Consider the following 18,308-nt stretch of genomic DNA (forward strand, 5'->3'; position numbering starts at 1 on the left):
GCCCCCTCCCCCACATAGGGGACGCGATTTTAAACCCGCGCCCAACGCCACGAGCCTCCGGCGACGCTCGGATGTCCGCGGGCAGACAGGTCAACGCCCGCGTCGACGTCCCTGCCCCGCGTGGGCCTCGCTACTGCGGCGGCAGAATGGTGTCGTTCTTCGAGAGCAACCCGAGCATGCGCTCGTCAATCCGCTCGGGTCCCCAGGGCAGTACCTGTACGCCGGGCTGTGGCTCGTCGCCGCCCTCCACAAACATGGCCTCCGCGCCACCGGGGGTGTAGATGAACACGAGCGTGGCGGGACGGATGCCCGGGTTGTGGAAGCGGTGGACGTTGCCGCGCGGCAGGAACACCACATCACCGGTCGACGCGGTGAAGGTCTTGTCGCCGCTCAGGAACTCCAACTCGCCGTGGGCCACGTAAAACGTCTCGTCGGTCTGTTCGTGGATGTGCGGCGGCGGCCCGCCGCCTGGCGGCACCATCGCCTCGATCAGACCGAGCTGCCCACCGGTCTGCTCACCGGAGAGCATGACGGCGTAGAGGTCTCCGTTGAACCACGTCGTCGCCCCGTCCTTGTTCGGGACGTACACACCGCCCTTCTTCGCGTACTCCAGGTCCGGGCTGCCTTCCGGCACGTTGAAAGTCATCTCAAAACCAATCAATCGTTGATGCGTCGCCGGGTTGCAGTGCCGTCGACGCGCTCGGACTGGGGGAATCACCCGCCGACCCTGCTCCTGCCGGACCGCTCGCGTTTCCGAGGCCAGGGTTGGGGAGGGTCGCGGATGACTTCCGGGTGTTCAGTGGCGCAGGAACCCCAAGGTCTGCTGCACGAAGAGGTCGTGGTGCTGGAAGATGCCGCCGTGCCCGGAATCGGGGTAGATGCTCAGCTGGGCGTTGGGGAGTAGCTGTGCCAGCTCGAAGGAGTTGATCGTCGGCAGCATGATGTCCTCGTCGCCGTTCACGACCAGGACGGGCTGCGTGACCGTCGCCAGGCCGGCGGGTGACGTGCCCTGCTCCCACTTGGCGAGCGCGGTGACTTGGGCGCCGATTGACTCGTTGGTCACCGGCGTATCCCGGTCTTGCAGGGTGCGCCCGTCGAGGCGGCCCAGAAAGGCGTCCGCAGCCGCCTGACTGGTCGGCGTGGGCGAGAAAAACAGGAAGTGCTTCGGGTGCTTCCCCTGGGCCGACGCCTGCTGAACGGCGCTCTGGAGCACCGCTCCAGCGTTCGCCCCGCCCTTGCCGCCGGCGGGGCCGGTGCCGGCCAGAACGAGGCGCCGGACGAGGTCCGGACGCTTCTGGGCGACCACCTGGGCGACCATGCCACCCAGGGAGAAGCCCACCAGGTCGACCGTGTCCAGCCCGATGGCCTCGAGGAACGCCACGGCGTCGTCGGCCATCGCGTCGACGTTGTCGGGGGTCGTGCCGCCCGATCCGCCGACGCCGCGGTTGTCGAAGGCGATGACATGCCGCTCGGAAGCGAGGCCATCGATCACGGCGGGGTCCCAGTCATCCAGCACAGCCGTCAGGTGGTGCAGGAATACGACCGGTACGCCGCCTTCGGTGCCCACCTCCCGATAGGCGAAGGGGACTCCGTCGATGTCCACCGTCGTGGTCGGCGTGTCCTTGTAGCTCACTGCCATTTCCTTCACTCTCCGAACTCGCGCCGCGTTGGGGCGGCATGCCCAGCGTCGTTGGATAACGATCGCTATATAACGAACGCTATCCTATCCGGAGGGTGTACACCAGCCGGAGGGCGAAAGGTCACACATGCGGTAGACCTAGGAGCCGTTTGGGCAGTCCGAGCCGACGTACCTATGAGGGAGGTAGCCCGCGTGCTTTCGGATGTTGAGCTGGTTCGCTGTGCCGTGTCTGGGGATGCGGCCAGCTTGGCCGTGTTGTTGGAGCGACATCGGGCCGGTATGCAGGCTGTCGCGTTGGGTGTGCTCGGGTACGGGCCGGACGTCGAGGACGCGGTCCAGGACGCGATGCTGGTAGCGATGTGCCGGATCGACGAGCTCCGCGACTCGGCGGCGGTGGGGCCGTGGCTGCGGGCGATCGTGCGGAACAACTGCCGGATGCGGTTGCGCGCCTCCCGGTCGGTGCCGATGGCCGACCTGGAGGCGCTGGTCGTGCCGACCGGCGGATCGGCGCAGGAAGAGCTGCTGGAACGTCGCGCGCAGCGGGACTGGATTTGGCACGCGCTAGGTGAGCTGTCCGAACCCCTTCGTTTGGTGACGTTACTGCGGTACTTCAGCGACGTGTCGTCGTATGAGCAGATCGCGGCGCTGTGCGGGGTGCCGGTGGGGACCGTACGCAGCCGGCTGAACCAGGGCCGGACCAAGCTGGCCGCCGCGCTGCGGGCCACCGCCGATCTGGCGCATGACGACGTCGCAGTGCTCACCGAGGCGCGTCGCGGTGAGGCCGAGGAGACGCTGGCGGCGGCGGAGCGTGGCGAGTTCGAGCAAGCGGTACGGAACGCCTGGTGGCCGGATCTGGAGGCGATCACGCCGGACGGGCAGCGCGTCGGTGACGGGCCTGAAGGGGGCCGGAACCTGCTGATCCGCGGGATGGACAGCGATCTGTCGCACGGTGTGCACCAGCGGATCAGGAACGTTGTGGTCAGCCGGGACGTGATGATCTGGGAGGCGGATCTGACCAGTCCGCCGGACGACCCTCAGCATTGCCCGTCGGGTGTGGTCTGGTTGCAGCACCTTCGCGACGGGCGGGTCCGGCGGCTGCGGCTGTTCCACCCCCGACCGGTCAGCCCGGCGGGCTAGTCGAGAAACTGCCGCCGCGATCGAACTTCCCGGGGTGCGGCCGCATCTGGACCGCGTCCAGTGGGTTCCGCCCACATCAGATGCACAGTCAGTGGGAGTTTCGATGCAGTCCACCACCACCCCCGCCGCCCTCACGCCGGGCAGCCACCAGGTGCAGATCGACGGCGTACGACAGAGCTACCACGTCGCCGGGACCGGGCCGGTCTGCCTGGTGCACTCCGGAGGCCCCGGGATGAGCTGGGAGTACCTGCGGATGCCGGCACTGGAGTCGCACCTGACCATGGTGTACCTGGAGCCGGTCGGCACCGGAGCCTCCGGCCGGCTGGCCGACCGCCGTGAGTACCGGATCGACACCTACGCACGGTTCGTGCACGGCGTGCAGGAGCACCTGGGCGTTCCCCGGATGTACCTGCTCGGGCACTCACACGGAGGGTTCGTCGTCCAGCGGTACGCCCTAGACCATCCGGACCGGGTCGCCGGCCTGATCCTGTTCGCCACCTCCCCGGTCACCGGCGCCGAGTTCTGGGCCGCCGCAATGACCAACCTCCAGGACTTGCCCGCGCGACTGTCGCATCGGCCGGAGGCGGCGGCGCTCCCGGCCGCGTTCCAGCAGGCGCTGGCCGCCACCGACGACGCGTCGTTCACGGAGCGCATGCGGGACATCCTGCCCGCGTACTTCGCCGACTACTGGGCCCAGGAGACCGAACTCGCACCAGCCTTCGCCACCTTCCAGGCCTGGATCGACCCATCCGGCGGCGAGGAGCCCGCGCCGTTCGACGTACGCGACGCCCTCGGCTCACTCACCGTGCCGACGCTGATCATCAGCGGCGAGCACGACTTCATTTGCGGCAGCCGGTGGGCGCGGATGTTGCACCAGGCCATGCCCACTTCCCGGCTGCTCGAGTTGGACTGTGGGCACATGGCCCACCTGGAGCGGCCGGAAGCCTTCACTCGAGCAGTGATCAACTTGATCCACGGCTGACACCATTCGACTCCGATCGCCAGTAGATCGGCAGGGCCGAACGTCAGCTCCGCGCAGTCTCCGAGCATCGCGTGACGACTGGGTCGAGGCGGCATCTACACGGTCGCCGGGGGCGGTAGACGTACGGACTGACGGTCAGCGCGACATCAGCCCCCGGGCGTTGGCGAATGTGGCGCTGCCGTGGGCACTAGCACCACGGCAAGGTAGGAAGATCACCGAAGCGTTCGAACACTGACGCCTCCAATAGGTGCCGCGTTGGTCGTGCCGTCCGCGACGATGCATCCCAGGTACGTGCAGACCGCCGAGAGGCCCTTGAACCCGCCCGAGGGTTCGCTGTGCCACGACTACCTTGGCGTCGCCGAATGCCTTGCCGCGGCCGACGGGGCTATCCGAGGATCGGCGTCCTAACAAGCGCGACCGAGTCCGCGTCGTCGGCGTCGGTCTCGCGGCCCTCCCCGGTGGCGAAGACCCGCTCCGGCAGCTTTGGTAGCACACGTCGACGACCCCTGGACAGTCGGCAACGACCTCCCGCACCTGAGCATTTGGGCCACTCAGGACTGGGGATCGTCCGGCTCTCCAGGGGTCGGGGACGGAATCGTAATGCGGAGGTCGTCGGTGCGATTTCGACCAGACCGCTCGCCACAAGGCGTCCGCGACCACCCGCTCTGGAGCGATTCGATCTCCGATCTGCGCGGGTGGCCGCTGCGCCTCGCGGTCGATGGCTAATTGGCCAGGAAGTCGAGCAGTGCAGTGTTGACCTCGTCCGGGTGTGTCCAGGCGATGTTGTGCGGGCCGCCTTCGACGGTGACGAAGGTGAGGTCCTTGATCAGTCCCGGCAGGCGTGCGGCGGTGGCCTCGTACGGGAGGATCCGGTCGGCGTCGCCGTGGATGAGCAGCGTCGGGACGTCGATCTTCGGCAGATCGTCGCGGAAGTCGGTGAGCCAGGTGTCGACGCACGCGTATGCGGCGTACGGCGACGCGCCGATGGCCACGGTGAAGCTGTTCTGCCAGGCCTGCTCGCTGATCTTGGTGCCGCCGAGCACGTCGACGTTGTAGAAGTTGTCGAGGAAGTCCTTGAAGTAGGCCGGCCGGTCGGCCAGCACTGCCGCCTTGATGCCGTCGAAGACCGCCTGGTCGACGCCTGCGGGGTTGTCGTCGGTCTTCAGCAGGTACGGCGGGATCGCGCCCATCAGCACGGCCTTGGCGACCCGCGCGGACCCGTAGGTACCGAGGTAGCGGGTGACCTCACCGCTGCCCATCGAGAACCCCACCAGCACGACGTCGGTGAGGTCGAGCTGGGTCAGGAGTTTGTCGAGGTCGGCGGCGAACGTGTCGTAGTCGTAGCCGACGGTGGGCTGGCTGGACTTGCCGAAACCGCGCCGGTCGTAGGTGATGACCCGGTACCCCGCCCCGAGGAGCGCCCGCTCCTGCTTCTCCCACGACGCCCCGTTGAGCGGGTAGCCGTGGATCAGCACCACCGGCTGCCCCGAACCGTGGTCCTCGTAATGAAGCTCGATCGCCGCGCTGTTCTCCTGCCCGACGGTGACTCTGGCCATGGGACTTTCCTCTCTAAAGTGGAGAACGTGCGTTCTCCCGGATGCTTGCTACTATATGAGAACGAACGTTCTCCGGCAAGGTGGGTGAGATGAGTCACGACGAGAGCGAGGATGAGCTGCGGCGGCAAATCCTCGACGCGGCAGGCGAGATGTTCTACTCGCGCGGTATCCAGAACGTCGGGATGGACGAGATCCGCGACGCAGCCGGCGTCTCGTTGAAGCGGCTGTACCGGTTGTTTGGGTCCAAGGACGAGCTGATCGCCGGCCACCTTGCGCTCAGCGACGAGCGCTTCCACGCTGGCCTCACCAAGCACGTCGATGCCGCCGACGGCCAGCACGACAAGTTGTTGGCGGTCTTCGACTGGCTGGCCTCCTGGTTCGCCGAGGACGACTTCCGCGGCTGCGCATTCATCAACTGCTACGGCGAGCTCGGCGCCACCAACGCAGCGGTCGTTGATGCCGCGCGGGCGCACAAGCAGGCAGTCCGCGACCGTCTCACCCGGCTCGCGACCGAGGCCGGAAGCGGCGACGAACTGGCCGAGCATCTCGCATTGCTCGCCGAAGGAGCGATCACCACGGCAGCGATCTCGGGCTCACCGCAGCCCGCCCGCCAGGCTAGGAAAGCGGCCGCCACCCTGGTACAAGCAGCGCTCGGCGCTGCGAGTCACCGGACTTGAGCGAGAGATGCACGCGGCCTTCTCCCAGGCGAGCGACGTACCAGCCAGCGCCGACGGCTACGTCCCCCGCGCTGCCGCCGTCCGCCATCTGCGGTGGATCGGTGCGATGAAGGCTTGGCTCGCGTTCTTGGGCAGAGTGGTGCGTAGACGGGAACGAACGATCGCTGGTTGGGATGAGAAGCTGATGCCTTAGCGATCCGTCTTTGATCGAACTGCTGCGGCCTGTTGCGCAGTGATGCCGGCGATAGCCATGTCGAGGATTCGCTCGCGTTGCTCATCGGAGCCGAACGGCGAGCTGGTGACGCCGATGACGAACCGCATCACGTCATCGATGCTCATGTCAGGGTTGGCATCTCCCGATTCTTGCGCTCGGGTCAGGAGCGGACCACCAAAGTCGTACAGAGCCTGACGACAGGCCCGGAACGCGCCAGAGTCCCGGTCCAACGCGTCGAGTAGGACCCGCTTCGTGGCCATGTAAGTGACGAAGTGTCTGACCCAGGCGACCAAGGCTGGCCATGGCTCCTCGGTCGCGTCCAGTTCGACAGCGTGTTGGCACAGTGAGTCGACTTCGGCGACATAGACGGCCTCGATAAGGTCTTCTCGCGTCGGGAAGTTGCGATACAGCGTTGCCGGCCCGACTCCGGCACGGCGTGCGATGTCTTCTAGTGAGGCCTCGGTGCCGCTGTCCGTAAATCCCGCACGCGCTGCGGCGATGATCGCGTCGAAGTTTCGGGCCGCATCGGCGCGGTGCGGGCGCCTCTGGTCCAGCAGATCACTCAGCGCCACTTCGGTGACCTCCTGTCCAGTCGCTTGATTCTATTGGTAGAGCTGTCGCGACGCGGGCCGGCTCCGCGCTGCTCGACGTTCGAGGCTGCCAAGCTAGTTGCTCTCGGGACTCAGCCTGGTGATGGCGCCGACGTCAGCCTGGGTTAGCTGGATGGCAGCTGCCTCCAGATTCTCCTTCAAGTGCTCGGCGCTGGTGGTGCCGGGGATCGGCAGAGAGCCGGGGGTGCGATGTAACTGCCAGGCGAGGGCAACCTGTTGTGGCGTTGCACTGAGTCGCTGGGCAATGGGGTCGATGACGGCGCGGAGTGGCTCGCCGTCTTTGCCGCCGGGCACGGTGCCGGGGTGCCAGGGTGAGAAGACGATGTTCTTGTCCTCGGCGATCTGTCGCACAGCGGCTCCGTCACGGACGGCAACGTTGTACTGGACGGTGACCGCGGCGATGTCAGTGATTGTCAGGGCGGTACGTAGCTGGTCGGCGCTGACGTTGGACAGGCCGATGTTGCGGATGAGCCCGTCCTGGCGCATGCCGGCCAGGGTCTCGACGATTTGCTCGAACGGGGCGTCGGTCATAGCCGGGGTGTGCAGGTAGTACAGGTCGATGTGATCCAGACCTAGCCGCCGAATGCTCATGTGCGCGGCCTGGCGGAGGTACTGCTTGTTGCCGACCGCACTCATGTCGCTGTACTCGGGGCCGCCGCGCACGAAGCCGCCCTTGGTGGCGATGACCAGGTTCTCCGGATACGGGTGCAACGCTTCGCGGATCAGCTCCTCGTTGGAGTGCGGACCGTAGACGTCGGCGGTGTCGATATAAGTGACGCCTTGGGCGACGACCTCACGCAAGAGCGCGATCGCCTTGTCGCGGTCGGGGTACTCGCCCCAGACCTTCGGTCCGGTCAGTTGCATCGCGCCGTAGCCGATGGCTCCGACGGTGAGGCCGTCGCCGATCGTGACCGTTGGTGGAAGTTGATGGGATGGTGCGGACATGTCGTTGCTCCTTTCGTTACTTGCTTGATCTGGTTCGCCCTAGCGGGCGAGGTAGCCGCCGTCGACCGGTAGCGCGATTCCCGTGACGTAGCTGGACTTACTCGTCGCCAGATACATGATCGCGTCAGCGACCTCTTCGGGTTCGGCGATACGTCCGAGTGGGTGTGAAGCCACGAGCCGCTCGTGCATGGCCGGGTTCTCGGACACCATGTCGGCGATGAGCGGTGTGTTGACCAGGCCGGGGCAAACGGCATTGACGCGGACGTTGCGGTCGGCGTAGTCGAGGGCGGCAGCCTTGGTCAGGCCGATCTCGGCGTGCTTCGACGCGACGTAGCCCGAGTAGCCGGGGACGCCGGTCAGACCGGCTCCGGAAGAGACGTTGACGATCGACCCGAAGCCTTGTTTCGCCATGATCTCCAGTTCGTACTTCATGGACAGGAACATGCCGCGAACATTGGTGGCGAGCATCAGGTCGAGGGTCTCGACCGGGTAGTCGATGAGCGGGCGCGAGTCATTGCCGCCGTCAACCCCAGCGCTGTTCACTGCGAAGTCCAGTCGTCCGGCCTCGCCGGCCGCGACCTGGACGGCGTGACGGACAGCGTCCGCGTCATGGACGTCGGCGATGACGTACTTTGCGCTGCCGCCGGCATGGGTGACGAGCTTGACGGTCTGCTCGAGTGTTGAGGCGGTGCGGCCGGCCACGGTTACCTCGTAACCTTCGGCGGCCAAGGCCAGGGCTGCTGATCGTCCGATGCCGGTTCCGCCGCCGGTGACAAGGGCTGTCTTGCGTTCTCCTGATTGGGTCTGTGTCCCTGTCTGGGGCATGGTGCAGTCTCCGATCGGGTCGATAAGTGTTCGGGTGAGGCGGCATTCGAGGAGCCAGTCATCACCTGCGGTCTCCATGTGGAGGATTACTCTCACTTTAGCGGAGGAATACTCTCATTTCAAACGGGAACGTTGCCAGGCCGGAGTACGCGGGGTTCCCGGCGACGTCCGGTTCGCCATGAAGCCAGCGCTTGCGGCCGACATGATCACCCGCGCGCTGGATGCCGGTATGCCAGCAGCGTCGGTGGCCGGTGAAGAGGTCTACGGCGCTGACTCCAAGCTACGCGCGGGTCAGCGCCAGGCCGCGGGTCGAGGCGACCAGCGACATGACCATCGCCATGTTGTCGACGCCGTGATCCAGTGGAATGTCGAGCCCGACACCACGGAAGTAGTCCTTGGTGACGGCGTGCAGCACGGTGGCCTTCTTCGAACCGCCGATGAAGATCTCGCCGACGAAGTCCTGCGGGCGTACGGCGTCTCGCATGGTGAGGCGGTGGTCGCTCGGCATCAGAACAATGAGTGGCTCCCGGTCGACCACGACGTACTCGAGGTCATAGCCCGGTTCCACGCGCAGGAAGGCGAGGTCCAGCCGACCGCGGGCTAGCGCCTCCGCGAGGTCGGGGGAGTAGTCACTGACGACTGTGACCTCGATGTTCGCGAGTTCATCGTGCAGCATCCTCATTGCTGACGGCAACCAGTTCATCTCGTGCCCGGTCTGGAAGCCGATGGCCAGCGTGTTCCGTGCGGGCTGCGCCGCCGTCCGGGCGGCTTCGGCGGCGGCATCGACATGCATGGGGGCCTGGCGAGCGTGATCGATGAAGGCTTGGCCCGCGGGGGTCAGCTCAACCCCGTGCACACTGCGCGTGAGCAGTTCGACCCCGACCTCCCTCTCCAGGTCGCGGATCTGCCGGCTGAGCGACGGCTGCGACGTGTGCAGGTGCCGCTTGGCTTGGGCGGCGAGTGCGTCGGCCAGCCCGACGATCGTCGCGGCTGGCGAGATGAGCGAACGTCAGACTGCGCTGGTTAGCCGGCGGCGGTTGTCGCTTCGGCGGCCTGCAGGATGAGCTGGGTTGCGGCCTCGGGTTGAGACACGAACGAGACGTGTGAAGCCGCGACCTCCACGATCGTCGCGTTGGCGCGCTCGGCCATGAACCGCTGCAGCTCCGGCGGGATGGCCTTGTCCTCGGTGCCGAGCAAATACCAGCACGGCAGTGTGTTCCACGCCGGCGGGGCCGACGGCGTGGCTGCGAATGCCGCGGCGGCGTAAGGCCGTTGTGCCGCGGCCATGACTGCGGCCGTCGCGGGATCGACATCGGCCGCGAAGGCTTCGCGGAAGGCCTCGGGGGCGAGGTAGAGGTCGGTGCCCTGGCTCCCGTCGGGGTTGGTGAACGGAACGGGCCGGATCGAGGGCCCCACGAGGCTGCCTTCGAACCTTTCGAGGAGCTGCTGCTGGCTCTCGCCGACGTCGCACATCCAGCCGTTGAGGTAGACGAGCGCGTGGACCTGCTCATTGGCGATGGCGGCGGTGGAGATCACATTGCCGCCGTAGGAGTGGCCGACGAGGACGATCGGACCGCTCAGGGTCTGCAGGAACTCGGCCAGGTAGGCGGCGTCGCCAGCGAGGTCGCGAAGCGGGTTGCCGAACCCGATGGCGGAGTACCCGCGGTCCTGCAGGGCACGGATTTCGGCGTCGAAGCCGGTCGCGTCGGCCCAAGCACCGTGGACCAGGACGATGGTCGGGGTCTCAGCAGCCATTCTCACCAGAGCTCCAATGCTGACGGATTGCCATGTCGCGACTGTAGACCTGTCATGTGTGCCGGGAGCAAGGCAATCGAAACGCATTGGTATGTCGTCTCTCATACGCACGCCGTCTGTGGACCGGCGCGACCTAGCCGAAGCACTATCCGTAGCTCGCCTAAGCGCGCTCACATGCCGCAGAGGACGCGAGGCTCATGGCCGGCGGAAGATCTCGACGCCTCGTCGCCGAACGAACTTCCAAACCGTCCGGCGGCGGCGTCCTTGTAGAGACTGCCGCACGGACGGCTCGCCGCGAGAGCGGGATCCAGCGGCAGCACGGCTCCGCAACGCGGGCACTTGGCGGAGAGGTCCGCTCGCATGCTCCACCCGCGACCTGAACCCGTCGGGGATGGACCGTGTCCCAGGAACGCGTAGTTCTCGGCGGCGATCACGTTTGGACGGTAGACCCGCAAACCTAGCCGGGTAGGCCCGGTGCCGCGCGGGGCCGTCGCCTCTGCTCCGCCTCGATCAATCCGGCGCCCGCGGGTCAGTACGTCTACCTGCAGCCGCTGCTGCAGCCAGGAGTGCATGGGTGATGCACGATCTCTCGACGCCGCGAGTTGATACGTCGCGGCTGGCCCACAGCGCGGGCTAGTGTCGCCGTGCGTGGCACGAAAGCGCGGATACTCATGGGGAATCTCGCGTGCGCTGCGGGTGGCCGTGTTACCAAACCGCTGGTAGAGAGCCGATGCGACGACGAAGTTCCGCGGATGCCCGCCGATCACCAGATCCGCTCCAGCCCTGGTCAGCGCAGAGCGGTCCGGTAGCTGATGCGCACCCGCTGGTGCTCCTCGACCGTTGCGTGGCGAGCCTTGTCAGACGCAGTGTGACAGGGGCATTGAATGGTCCGCGCCTCTAATCAGGAGTCTTGCGCTGGTCACGCGCGATGAGCACTACCGAGCCTACGTCGACTGCGTACCGCAGTGCTAACCCGCCACTCCGCGATGCGGGGCTACTGACGTGCCGACCTGCTGTCGCTCTAGTCCGAGCTCGTCGACCCTGATACAGCCACACGCGCAACCCGTGAGGAGCGGCTGCTCGCGCGGTGGAACATCAAGCAGTCCAACCCGTGACGAGAACCCACTGGTGCTGGGCGTACGGTGCTCGCGGCTCCAGTCCGTCGTGGCACCGGCAAGTGAAATGGAGTTCGCCAGGGCAGATCTGACACCACAGCCGGCATTGCGCCAGGCTCAGTCTGTGCCAGCCCTCAGAGTTCGGTCCGCGGGCTGTGGGCTCGCGTCACTGGACCACGAGGTCGACCTCCGTATATGGCTACTTCGCGCCCTTGCCGCCGTCCAGTTGGGTGCCACTCCTGGCCGAGTGGCGCCAGATGCTCCGACAGGAGCGCACTGCAGTACCGGCGAGCATGATCTGAATGCCGGGGTGGTCGCGCAAGGCCTTCTTGATCTTGGTCCTGAGCAAGGCTGCCGTCGTTAACGCTCTTGGTGGCCTACCGTGCGACCGCGTGGCAACCGGTCTGGTGACTCCTGGATCTCGTGATCCTGGTTCTTTGGCGAGCACCGGGGCGTGATCGTCGGTGCTATGGATGCCTTTGCGCCTGGTTGCGGTCCGCGTGTGGCGGAGAATCCGGAGTCGGCGCCTCTGCGTCGGGTGCCTGGTTGGTCGATCGAGAGACTGCTGGTCTTGCTGGATGAGGCGATTGACTCTGCTGGGGCTCAGTTGGCGCGGTCGGCGGGGCTATGGGACGACACACAGATGAGGCAATGGCGCGTCAGAAGTCTTGTCGATCCGTTCGCCGTCGTTCCAACCTACGGGGAGTGACTGCTGACTCGCTGCTCGAGGCAACATCTCCCGAGCATGAGCTCGGACTCCCGTGAGCGACTCGAGCCACGCGATGGCATCCTGGATCTCGTGATCGGGGTTCTCTCAACGAAGTAAGAAGGCGACCTTCGAGGCCTGAACGTCTTGGCTTCGTGGAGGTCTGATGAGTGAATCAAGCTTTGCCTTGTCGATGGAGGACCGGCGGCGGTTGCTGGAGGCAAACGTTGCTGCAGCACGGTTCTTTCGGTCGGAGTTGCTGCGAGCAACCAGTAGTTGGCCTGTGGAGTATCTGAAGGCGTTGGGTTCCGAGTCGGTGTTGGAAGGTGACTCGGCTTGGCAGGTTGGGTATGCGCCGCGAGACCGGCGGGGGTTGGTTGAGCATCTGCGGGTCGAGGGGTTCGGATACGGCACGTTGGTGCGGGCTGGGTTGGTGGCTTGGTCTGATGCGGGGGAGGCGATTGATCAGCATCAGGATCGGTTGATGTTGATGGCTCGTGATCATCGGCTGTCACCGGTGGGGTTCATCGGAATCGGGCGGGACGGGCAGGCGCGGTCGGTGAGTCCGGTGACGGTGCTTCATCGGCCGTCGAATGTGCTGGTCGGAATCGATGAGCAGTTGGATCTGTTGGGCGGCGGCGCGGTGCCGGTGATTGTTGATGATCCGGTGGATGCGATCGCGATCTCGCAGGTCAGCCGGGAGGTGGGTGGCCAATGGGCGGGGATCCCGGTGTGTGGTGCCGGCTTGTCGACTGCGCAGGCCAGGATCCTGCGGCGCTTCAGTGCCAGCGACAAGGTGATCGTCGCCCTGAGCGGAACCGAGGCCGAGCGCAGCCAGAAGCTGGGCTATCTGCTGGATCTGGCGTTCTTCTTCGATCGGGTGCGTGCCGTGTCGTTGCCGACGAGTCCTGCGTTGCTGGCGCGATCGGAGTCGGGTCCGGACCGTCTGCATGAGCGGTTGTTGAACTCGCGGGCGTTGATGACGTTCCGGGTGACTGGCAGCGGCTACGTGGCCTCCAGGCCAGCAGATCCAGATCCGCCCGAGGCCGGACCGGGATTGTGATGCGTCATGGTCGGCAATCAGCAGTTGCTGCAAGCCACTAGATCAGCGGCGATGTTCTACCGCCAGCAACTCCAAGGTCGTCCGAACGGTTGGGCAGCCCAGCATCTGCGGGAGCGGGGGGTCGGACAGAGCCTCTTGGCGGGAGCGACTGGGTGGTGGTTGGGGTACGCGCCCGACACGTGGTCAGGTCTGGTCGATCATCTGCGTCGTGAGGGCTTTGACGACCAGACGATGCTCTCGGGTGGTCTGGCGAGAGCCACGCGCAGCGGGTATCTGGTCGACAGGTTCCGTGGCCGGATCATGTTCCTCGCCGAGGACCGGCAGCTGAATCCGGTCGGCTTCGTCGGCCGCGCACCGGGTGGCCTGTTGAAGTACCTGAACTCACCGACCACCGACATCTACACCAAGGCAACGACTCTGGTCGGTGTCGGCGCCCAGCAGCACCGTCTGCGTGAGGGTGCGGTGCCCGTCTTGGTCGAGGGCGCGATGGATGCAGTGGCCGTGAGTCAGCTGAGCGACCACTGGGCCGGGGTGTCGGCCTGCGGTACGGCGATTTCGCCCGAGCAGGCCGTCATGCTCAGGCACGCGTCGCGCGTGGATTGGGTGGTCGTGGCGTTCGATGGCGACTCGGCGGGGGTGAACGGCGCAGCACGGAGCCTTGATGTGCTGGCGGAGGTGTTCGGGGTGGTACTCGCTGCGGATCTCCCGCCGGGTCAGGATCCGTCGTCGCTGTTCGCCGCCAGCTCCGAGCGGCTTCATGACGTGTTGACCCATACGCGTCCGCTGGCTCAGGTCGCGATCGATGTCGAGTTGTCGCGCTGGGATCGGGTGCTGGACCACATCAGCGGTCAGGTCAACGCAGTACGGGCTGTGGCTCCCCTCGTGGCGCAGCTGTCGGCGGGCCGCGTGGCTGCAGAAGTGGCTCGGCTGGCGCGAAGGGTCGGCCTGGAGGAGCAGGTCGTCTCCCGGGAGGTGGTGGCGGCCGTCGGCTCACGGAGGCAATCGCGCGCCACCCGGCGGCGGTCGGCTCGCCATTTCGATGGGGTCGAGGTGGGAGCGGATCCACCTGGGATGTCCAGGACTCCTTGATTCCGAAATCCCGGTTCTGGTTTCAGGCACAGGCCAGCAGATTGGTGGCACCGCAGTACGACGAGGGGCGACAGACCTGCTCCTCCTTCCCTGAGACGGAGGCATCCGATGGATGTTGAGCTGGAGGTACTCATCACCGAGGCAGCCCGCTCGGAGTGGGCGCCGGAGCCGTCGCGGCACCTGGCCGAGGGGATCGAGACCCACATCGTCGGACCGCTGTCGAGCCGGCTGAAGGCCGCACTCGGCCATGACGAGGCCTCCCAGCTCGCTCGGGTGATCGCCTGGGAGCGGTGCCGCGAGCTTGCGGTCAGTCGCCCTGCGGCTGGGGTGTCGTGGGGATACCTCGCCAACCTGGTGCGCTGGCGGCTGATGGACGCCGTTCGGTCAGATCTCCTCCGTCGTCAGCGGCACCCGCTGACCCACGAACCTCCCGAACTCGAAGTCACCCACCGGTCGCCACTGGGTCCCCATCTGGAACGCATCGCAGCCGAGCTCGAGCGCGAAGGACTGCCAGCACCCGCCGCGCGCAGCCTGATCCAAGCGGCCTCGGATGGGCCGCCGTTCTACCGGTCGACCGTTATCATGCGGCTCCGGCGAGCCGGCGCTCGGGGAGCCCAGGCCGAGGCTCTGGCGTGGCTGCTGCGCGGCGGGCCCGGCAGACCGTCAGCGCTGGCACGGCTGGCCCAGGGACAGACGCCGGCGGTGGTGTTCGGGGATCCGGTCGTAAGGCGCTGGATCCGAGCCGGTGCCGGCCGTGATCTGCGGTTTTTCGGCCGACGAAGCCTGCTCGGCCACCGCCCAGCAGCTCGGCTGGATCGAGTGAGCGCCGCCTGATCCAGAAAGTTGCCGGCCTCATCCGTTGAGGCCCGGTATGACGCACAACCAGGCCGACGTACCTCGCCACCACTGGCTCATCCGGTACTACCGCGCGCAGCTCAAGTTCGAGCTGCACGTGCTCACAGCGCTGCGGATCATCCCGCCGCCGATCGCTGCTGCCGTGTTCGCGTGGCTGCGCCGTACCGAAGTCCCCAAGAAAGGAACCACCGTGAACCAGCCGATCCGATCGAAGATCGTGATCCCCATCGTGATCCTGCTCGGCATCACCGCGCTGATCCTGGCGCTGGTCGCCCGCTGGCAGAACTCACCGGACCAGCACACCAGTACGCCGAACGCCGACGTCACCGTCCTACCAGGACAAGCCGAGTCGACAGCGGTGCGGCTGGATGCATGGACGCGGCCGACGACCACGGATCCGCAGGAGTTCGCGATCTCGTATGCCCGGGCGATCTGGACCTACGACACCAGCCGTCACAGCTTCACCGACTGGCAGGACGCCGTCAGCGTGTTCGCTGACCCGACCGGCGCCGCACCGCAGGTGGCAAAGAGTCTCTTGCCTTCGTGGTCGGAGTGGGACCAGCTCGAGCTGCGCAAGGCCCACGCCACCGCCAGCGACGTGACGGCCGAGACCACGCCGCAGCTCGAGAAGCTGCAGCACGTGGACTATGCCCCGAAGGGCTGGCACGGGTTCGTCATCCGCGGGACCCAGACCACTGTCCTGGACACTGAGACCACAGTCTTCCGACGGCAGGCAACCGTCGGCGTCGTCTGCGCGCCGGTCTGCAAGTTCTGGTCCGCGAGCGCTCTCGTTCTGCCGTGATCGTCAAACTCGCGCTCTCCGGCTGCCTTCTGGTCGGCGGCCTCGGCCTCGTCGCCCCGCTCGCTGGCGCAGTGCACGGCACTGACACCTGCATGGCGACACCTACGGACTGCCAGGGCGCGCCGGTCAGCACGGAGGGTGGTGAGATCCCGGGCGCGGATACTGCCGTCGCCCGGGCGCTCCGCCTGGTCGGTGACAACGGTTACTACCAGCTGTGTGCGCGGTTGGCAGCCAACATTTGGGGTCGGCCGCGTGCCGGGTACTTCTCGGCCGCGGAGCAATGGCAGCAGATGGTTGCGACCGGCAACGCGCACAGCGGCGACCGGCAGCCTCCGGTCGGCGCGCTCGTCTTCTGGGAGACCGGTGGACCGTACGGCCATGTCGCGGTGTACGTCGGCAACGGCCAGATCGTCTCCAACGACATCAACGACCGTGTCCCCGGCGAAGGCGGCGTCTACCTCGTCGACTTCGAACTCATCGAATCCAAATGGAACGCCGGCTACCTCGGCTGGGCGCCACCGATCTACTCGACCACCTGACCAGCGAAGGACCTGACGTGTTCATCCGCAACGCCCTCCTACGGCACACAGTCATCCTGCAAGACCCCGGGATCAGCCCGAACACCAACGGCCTGCCCGGGCTGCCCGCATTGCGCCAGATGGTCGGCGCCCTGCTCACCTTCAGTCTCGTGATCTGCGTCGCGGCCTTCGTCATCTCGGCCGCCGCCTGGGCGATGGGCAGCTTCAACAGCAACGCGCACTACGCCGGCAAAGGCAAGACAGGCTGCCTGGTCGCGGCCGGAGCCGCGATCCTCATCGGGTCGGCGAACGGACTCATCCGTTTCTTCAGCGGCATCCACATCGGCTGATAGGAGCGCATCGATGGCATGGTCCGACTGTCTTTTGAACCCATTCGACTGTGCGGCGTCGACGGGCACGAATGCGATCACAGACTCGTGGTGGAACTCGTTCCTGAACTGGATGGCACGAGGCCTGACCGACGTCACGTCGTACGTCTTCCAGGCCTTCAGCACCAGTACGGCGCCGAGGTTCGACCATCAGTGGTGGCAGGACAATCTCGCTCTGATGATCACCATCTCACTCCCGCTGCTCGTCGCGGCATTTCTCCTGCAGTGCGTATCGGCGGTCATCAGACGCGAGCCGGCCCGGCTCGGTCACGCGCTCATGGGCGCACTGCTGGGCACCGCCGGAGTGCCGCTGGCAGTGGCCGTCATCAGGTCGTGCGGGTTGGCGGTGGATGAGATCTCGACTGCGATTCTCGGCAACCGGGCAACTGCCGACGGCTTGAAGCGCATGGTCCAGCTGGCTGGCTTTCCTGCGGGAGCGACGCTCGGAGGGTTCTTCCTGACGGCCGTCATCCTCGGTCTAATCGCCTCCATCTCCCTGTACTTCGTCATGCTGATCCGCGAGGTCGCGATCGTGGCGTTCGTCGTCTTCGCGCCGATCGCGATGGCGAGTTGGACGTGGTCTGCGACGCGTCATTGGCTGCGGCGCTGGATCGAGGTCGTCGGCGCCCTCCTGTTCTCCAAGGTGGCGATGGCCGTGGTCTTCACGGTCGGGATATCGGCGGCTGGAAACGTCGACAAGAACGGCGATGCCTCGATCGGCACCTTTTTGACTGGAGTCCTGCTACTCGCGATGGCCGCCTTTGCGCCGATAGCCACCTTCTCCTTCATCCACTGGGCAGGCGATCACGGCCAGACAGCGGTTCATGCGCTCCAGCAGGGAACCGCCGGACCAGCGGCACTTAAGGAGCGATTCGACCAAGCCCAGCAATGGCGCGCGCACCACTTCGGCGGATCGAGTAGTGGCATCGACGACGGGCAAGTCGTTGGAGGGGCGAGCGACTCTCCTGATGAGCAGTCGGCAGGCAACCCCGCATCTGCGGACCAGCTCGAGCCTACGACGTCCAGCGATGGAGTCGGATCGCCGCCGCCGGGTGGTGGCGACGGTTCTACAGCAACCGCAATCGCCGCGAGTCAGTCCACGAGTGACGGTCCCAGCGGCGCCGCTCCGACGCCTGACGGTGGAAACAGCACTGACCAGCCAGGAAGTGAACGTCAGTGACGACACCTAGCGCACTCTCAACCCGGTTCCCCCGCCCCGAACGAAACGCCGTACTCCTCGGGCTTCGTCCTGTGCAAGTCGCACTCTTGCTGCTCGCTGTGATTGCCGCGACCGTGTTCATTCTCGTGCAATTGCCCTCAGTGGCGAGGTTGATCTGAACCGTCCCGGGGTTGGTGCGCCCTCGGTTATGTGAGTGCGACCGGTTGGTCGTCGCGGGTTTGTGCATAGTAGTTGGCCTCGGCTTCGGCGG

The 18,308-nt window shown here is 66.2% G+C and carries 18 protein-coding genes and 1 pseudogene; 11 read left to right on the forward strand and 8 right to left on the reverse strand.

Annotation, left to right across the window (positions count from 1 at the left end; genetic code table 11):
- Positions 1-130 precede the first annotated feature (130 nt).
- Both AB0I34_RS43120 and AB0I34_RS43125 read right to left on the reverse strand, forming a co-directional pair.
- Positions 131-646, reverse strand: a complete 516-nt coding sequence (locus AB0I34_RS43120; RefSeq protein WP_360458202.1) for a cupin domain-containing protein — start codon at positions 644-646, stop codon at positions 131-133.
- A gap of 150 nt (positions 647-796) precedes the next feature.
- The gene (locus AB0I34_RS43125) at positions 797-1,639 is read right to left on the reverse strand and encodes an alpha/beta hydrolase (RefSeq protein ID WP_360458205.1); all 843 of its coding nucleotides are present in this window, start codon (positions 1,637-1,639) and stop codon (positions 797-799) included.
- A gap of 255 nt (positions 1,640-1,894) precedes the next feature.
- Between AB0I34_RS43125 and AB0I34_RS43130 the strand changes: the two genes are divergently transcribed.
- Together AB0I34_RS43130 and AB0I34_RS43135 are read left to right on the forward strand one after the other, a co-directional pair.
- A complete protein-coding gene (locus AB0I34_RS43130; RefSeq protein WP_360458208.1) occupies positions 1,895-2,776 on the forward strand; it encodes a sigma-70 family RNA polymerase sigma factor in 882 nt (293 codons plus the stop codon).
- Positions 2,777-2,879: 103 nt separating this feature from the next.
- The gene (locus AB0I34_RS43135) at positions 2,880-3,758 is read left to right on the forward strand and encodes an alpha/beta hydrolase (protein WP_360458211.1); all 879 of its coding nucleotides are present in this window, start codon (positions 2,880-2,882) and stop codon (positions 3,756-3,758) included.
- A gap of 722 nt (positions 3,759-4,480) precedes the next feature.
- Here AB0I34_RS43135 and AB0I34_RS43140 read toward each other — a convergent pair.
- Complete coding sequence (locus tag AB0I34_RS43140) at positions 4,481-5,314, reverse strand: alpha/beta hydrolase (protein ID WP_360458214.1); 834 nt, start codon at positions 5,312-5,314, stop codon at positions 4,481-4,483.
- An 89-nt stretch (positions 5,315-5,403) separates the two neighbouring features.
- Between AB0I34_RS43140 and AB0I34_RS43145 the strand changes: the two genes are divergently transcribed.
- Positions 5,404-5,991, forward strand: coding sequence for a TetR/AcrR family transcriptional regulator (locus AB0I34_RS43145; protein ID WP_360458216.1), 588 nt, complete (start codon positions 5,404-5,406; stop codon positions 5,989-5,991).
- Positions 5,992-6,180: 189 nt separating this feature from the next.
- Here AB0I34_RS43145 and AB0I34_RS43150 read toward each other — a convergent pair whose 3' ends face one another.
- The 3 genes from AB0I34_RS43150 to AB0I34_RS43160 form a co-directional block, all read right to left on the reverse strand.
- A complete protein-coding gene (locus tag AB0I34_RS43150; RefSeq protein WP_360458219.1) occupies positions 6,181-6,777 on the reverse strand; it encodes a helix-turn-helix domain-containing protein in 597 nt (198 codons plus the stop codon).
- A gap of 93 nt (positions 6,778-6,870) precedes the next feature.
- The gene (locus AB0I34_RS43155; protein ID WP_360458221.1) at positions 6,871-7,761 is read right to left on the reverse strand and encodes an aldo/keto reductase; all 891 of its coding nucleotides are present in this window, start codon (positions 7,759-7,761) and stop codon (positions 6,871-6,873) included.
- Between the two features lie 39 nt (positions 7,762-7,800).
- Positions 7,801-8,664, reverse strand: coding sequence for an SDR family oxidoreductase (locus AB0I34_RS43160; protein WP_360458224.1), 864 nt, complete (start codon positions 8,662-8,664; stop codon positions 7,801-7,803).
- A gap of 73 nt (positions 8,665-8,737) precedes the next feature.
- On the opposite strand from AB0I34_RS43160, the pseudogene AB0I34_RS43165 reads away from it, so the two are divergent.
- Positions 8,738-8,872 (forward strand): annotated as a pseudogene (locus AB0I34_RS43165) (IS701 family transposase); the annotation flags it as partial.
- On the opposite strand, the gene AB0I34_RS43170 reads toward AB0I34_RS43165, so the two are convergent.
- The gene (locus AB0I34_RS43170) at positions 8,867-9,586 is read right to left on the reverse strand and encodes a LysR family transcriptional regulator (RefSeq protein WP_360458250.1); all 720 of its coding nucleotides are present in this window, start codon (positions 9,584-9,586) and stop codon (positions 8,867-8,869) included. The pseudogene AB0I34_RS43165 and the gene AB0I34_RS43170 overlap by 6 nt on opposite strands.
- Before the next feature lie 23 nt (positions 9,587-9,609).
- A complete protein-coding gene (locus tag AB0I34_RS43175; RefSeq protein ID WP_360458227.1) occupies positions 9,610-10,341 on the reverse strand; it encodes an alpha/beta hydrolase in 732 nt (243 codons plus the stop codon).
- Between the two features lie 2,014 nt (positions 10,342-12,355).
- Between AB0I34_RS43175 and AB0I34_RS43180 the strand changes: the two genes are divergently transcribed.
- The 7 genes from AB0I34_RS43180 (at position 12,356) to AB0I34_RS43210 (ending at position 18,058) form a co-directional block, all read left to right on the forward strand.
- The gene (locus tag AB0I34_RS43180) at positions 12,356-13,225 is read left to right on the forward strand and encodes a hypothetical protein (protein WP_360458230.1); all 870 of its coding nucleotides are present in this window, start codon (positions 12,356-12,358) and stop codon (positions 13,223-13,225) included.
- 6 nt (positions 13,226-13,231) lie between these two features.
- Positions 13,232-14,314, forward strand: a complete 1,083-nt coding sequence (locus tag AB0I34_RS43185; RefSeq protein ID WP_360458233.1) for a toprim domain-containing protein — start codon at positions 13,232-13,234, stop codon at positions 14,312-14,314.
- Positions 14,315-14,422: 108 nt separating this feature from the next.
- Positions 14,423-15,148 (forward strand): hypothetical protein, encoded by a 726-nt coding sequence (locus tag AB0I34_RS43190; protein ID WP_360458236.1) that lies wholly within the window; start codon positions 14,423-14,425, stop codon positions 15,146-15,148.
- A gap of 37 nt (positions 15,149-15,185) precedes the next feature.
- Positions 15,186-15,971 carry a hypothetical protein gene (locus AB0I34_RS43195; protein ID WP_360458238.1) on the forward strand — a complete coding sequence of 262 codons (786 nt, stop codon included), beginning with the start codon at positions 15,186-15,188 and terminating at the stop codon, positions 15,969-15,971.
- Positions 15,968-16,510 (forward strand): CHAP domain-containing protein, encoded by a 543-nt coding sequence (locus AB0I34_RS43200; protein ID WP_360458241.1) that lies wholly within the window; start codon positions 15,968-15,970, stop codon positions 16,508-16,510. The genes AB0I34_RS43195 and AB0I34_RS43200 overlap by 4 nt, the downstream gene beginning before the upstream one ends.
- A 17-nt stretch (positions 16,511-16,527) precedes the next feature.
- Positions 16,528-16,839, forward strand: coding sequence for a DUF6112 family protein (locus AB0I34_RS43205; protein ID WP_360458244.1), 312 nt, complete (start codon positions 16,528-16,530; stop codon positions 16,837-16,839).
- Between the two features lie 217 nt (positions 16,840-17,056).
- Positions 17,057-18,058 carry a hypothetical protein gene (locus AB0I34_RS43210; protein ID WP_360458247.1) on the forward strand — a complete coding sequence of 334 codons (1,002 nt, stop codon included), beginning with the start codon at positions 17,057-17,059 and terminating at the stop codon, positions 18,056-18,058.
- Positions 18,059-18,308: the final 250 nt, after the last annotated feature.

Source organism: Kribbella sp. NPDC050281, from assembly GCF_040655855.1.
Lineage (GTDB): Bacteria > Actinomycetota > Actinomycetes > Propionibacteriales > Kribbellaceae > Kribbella.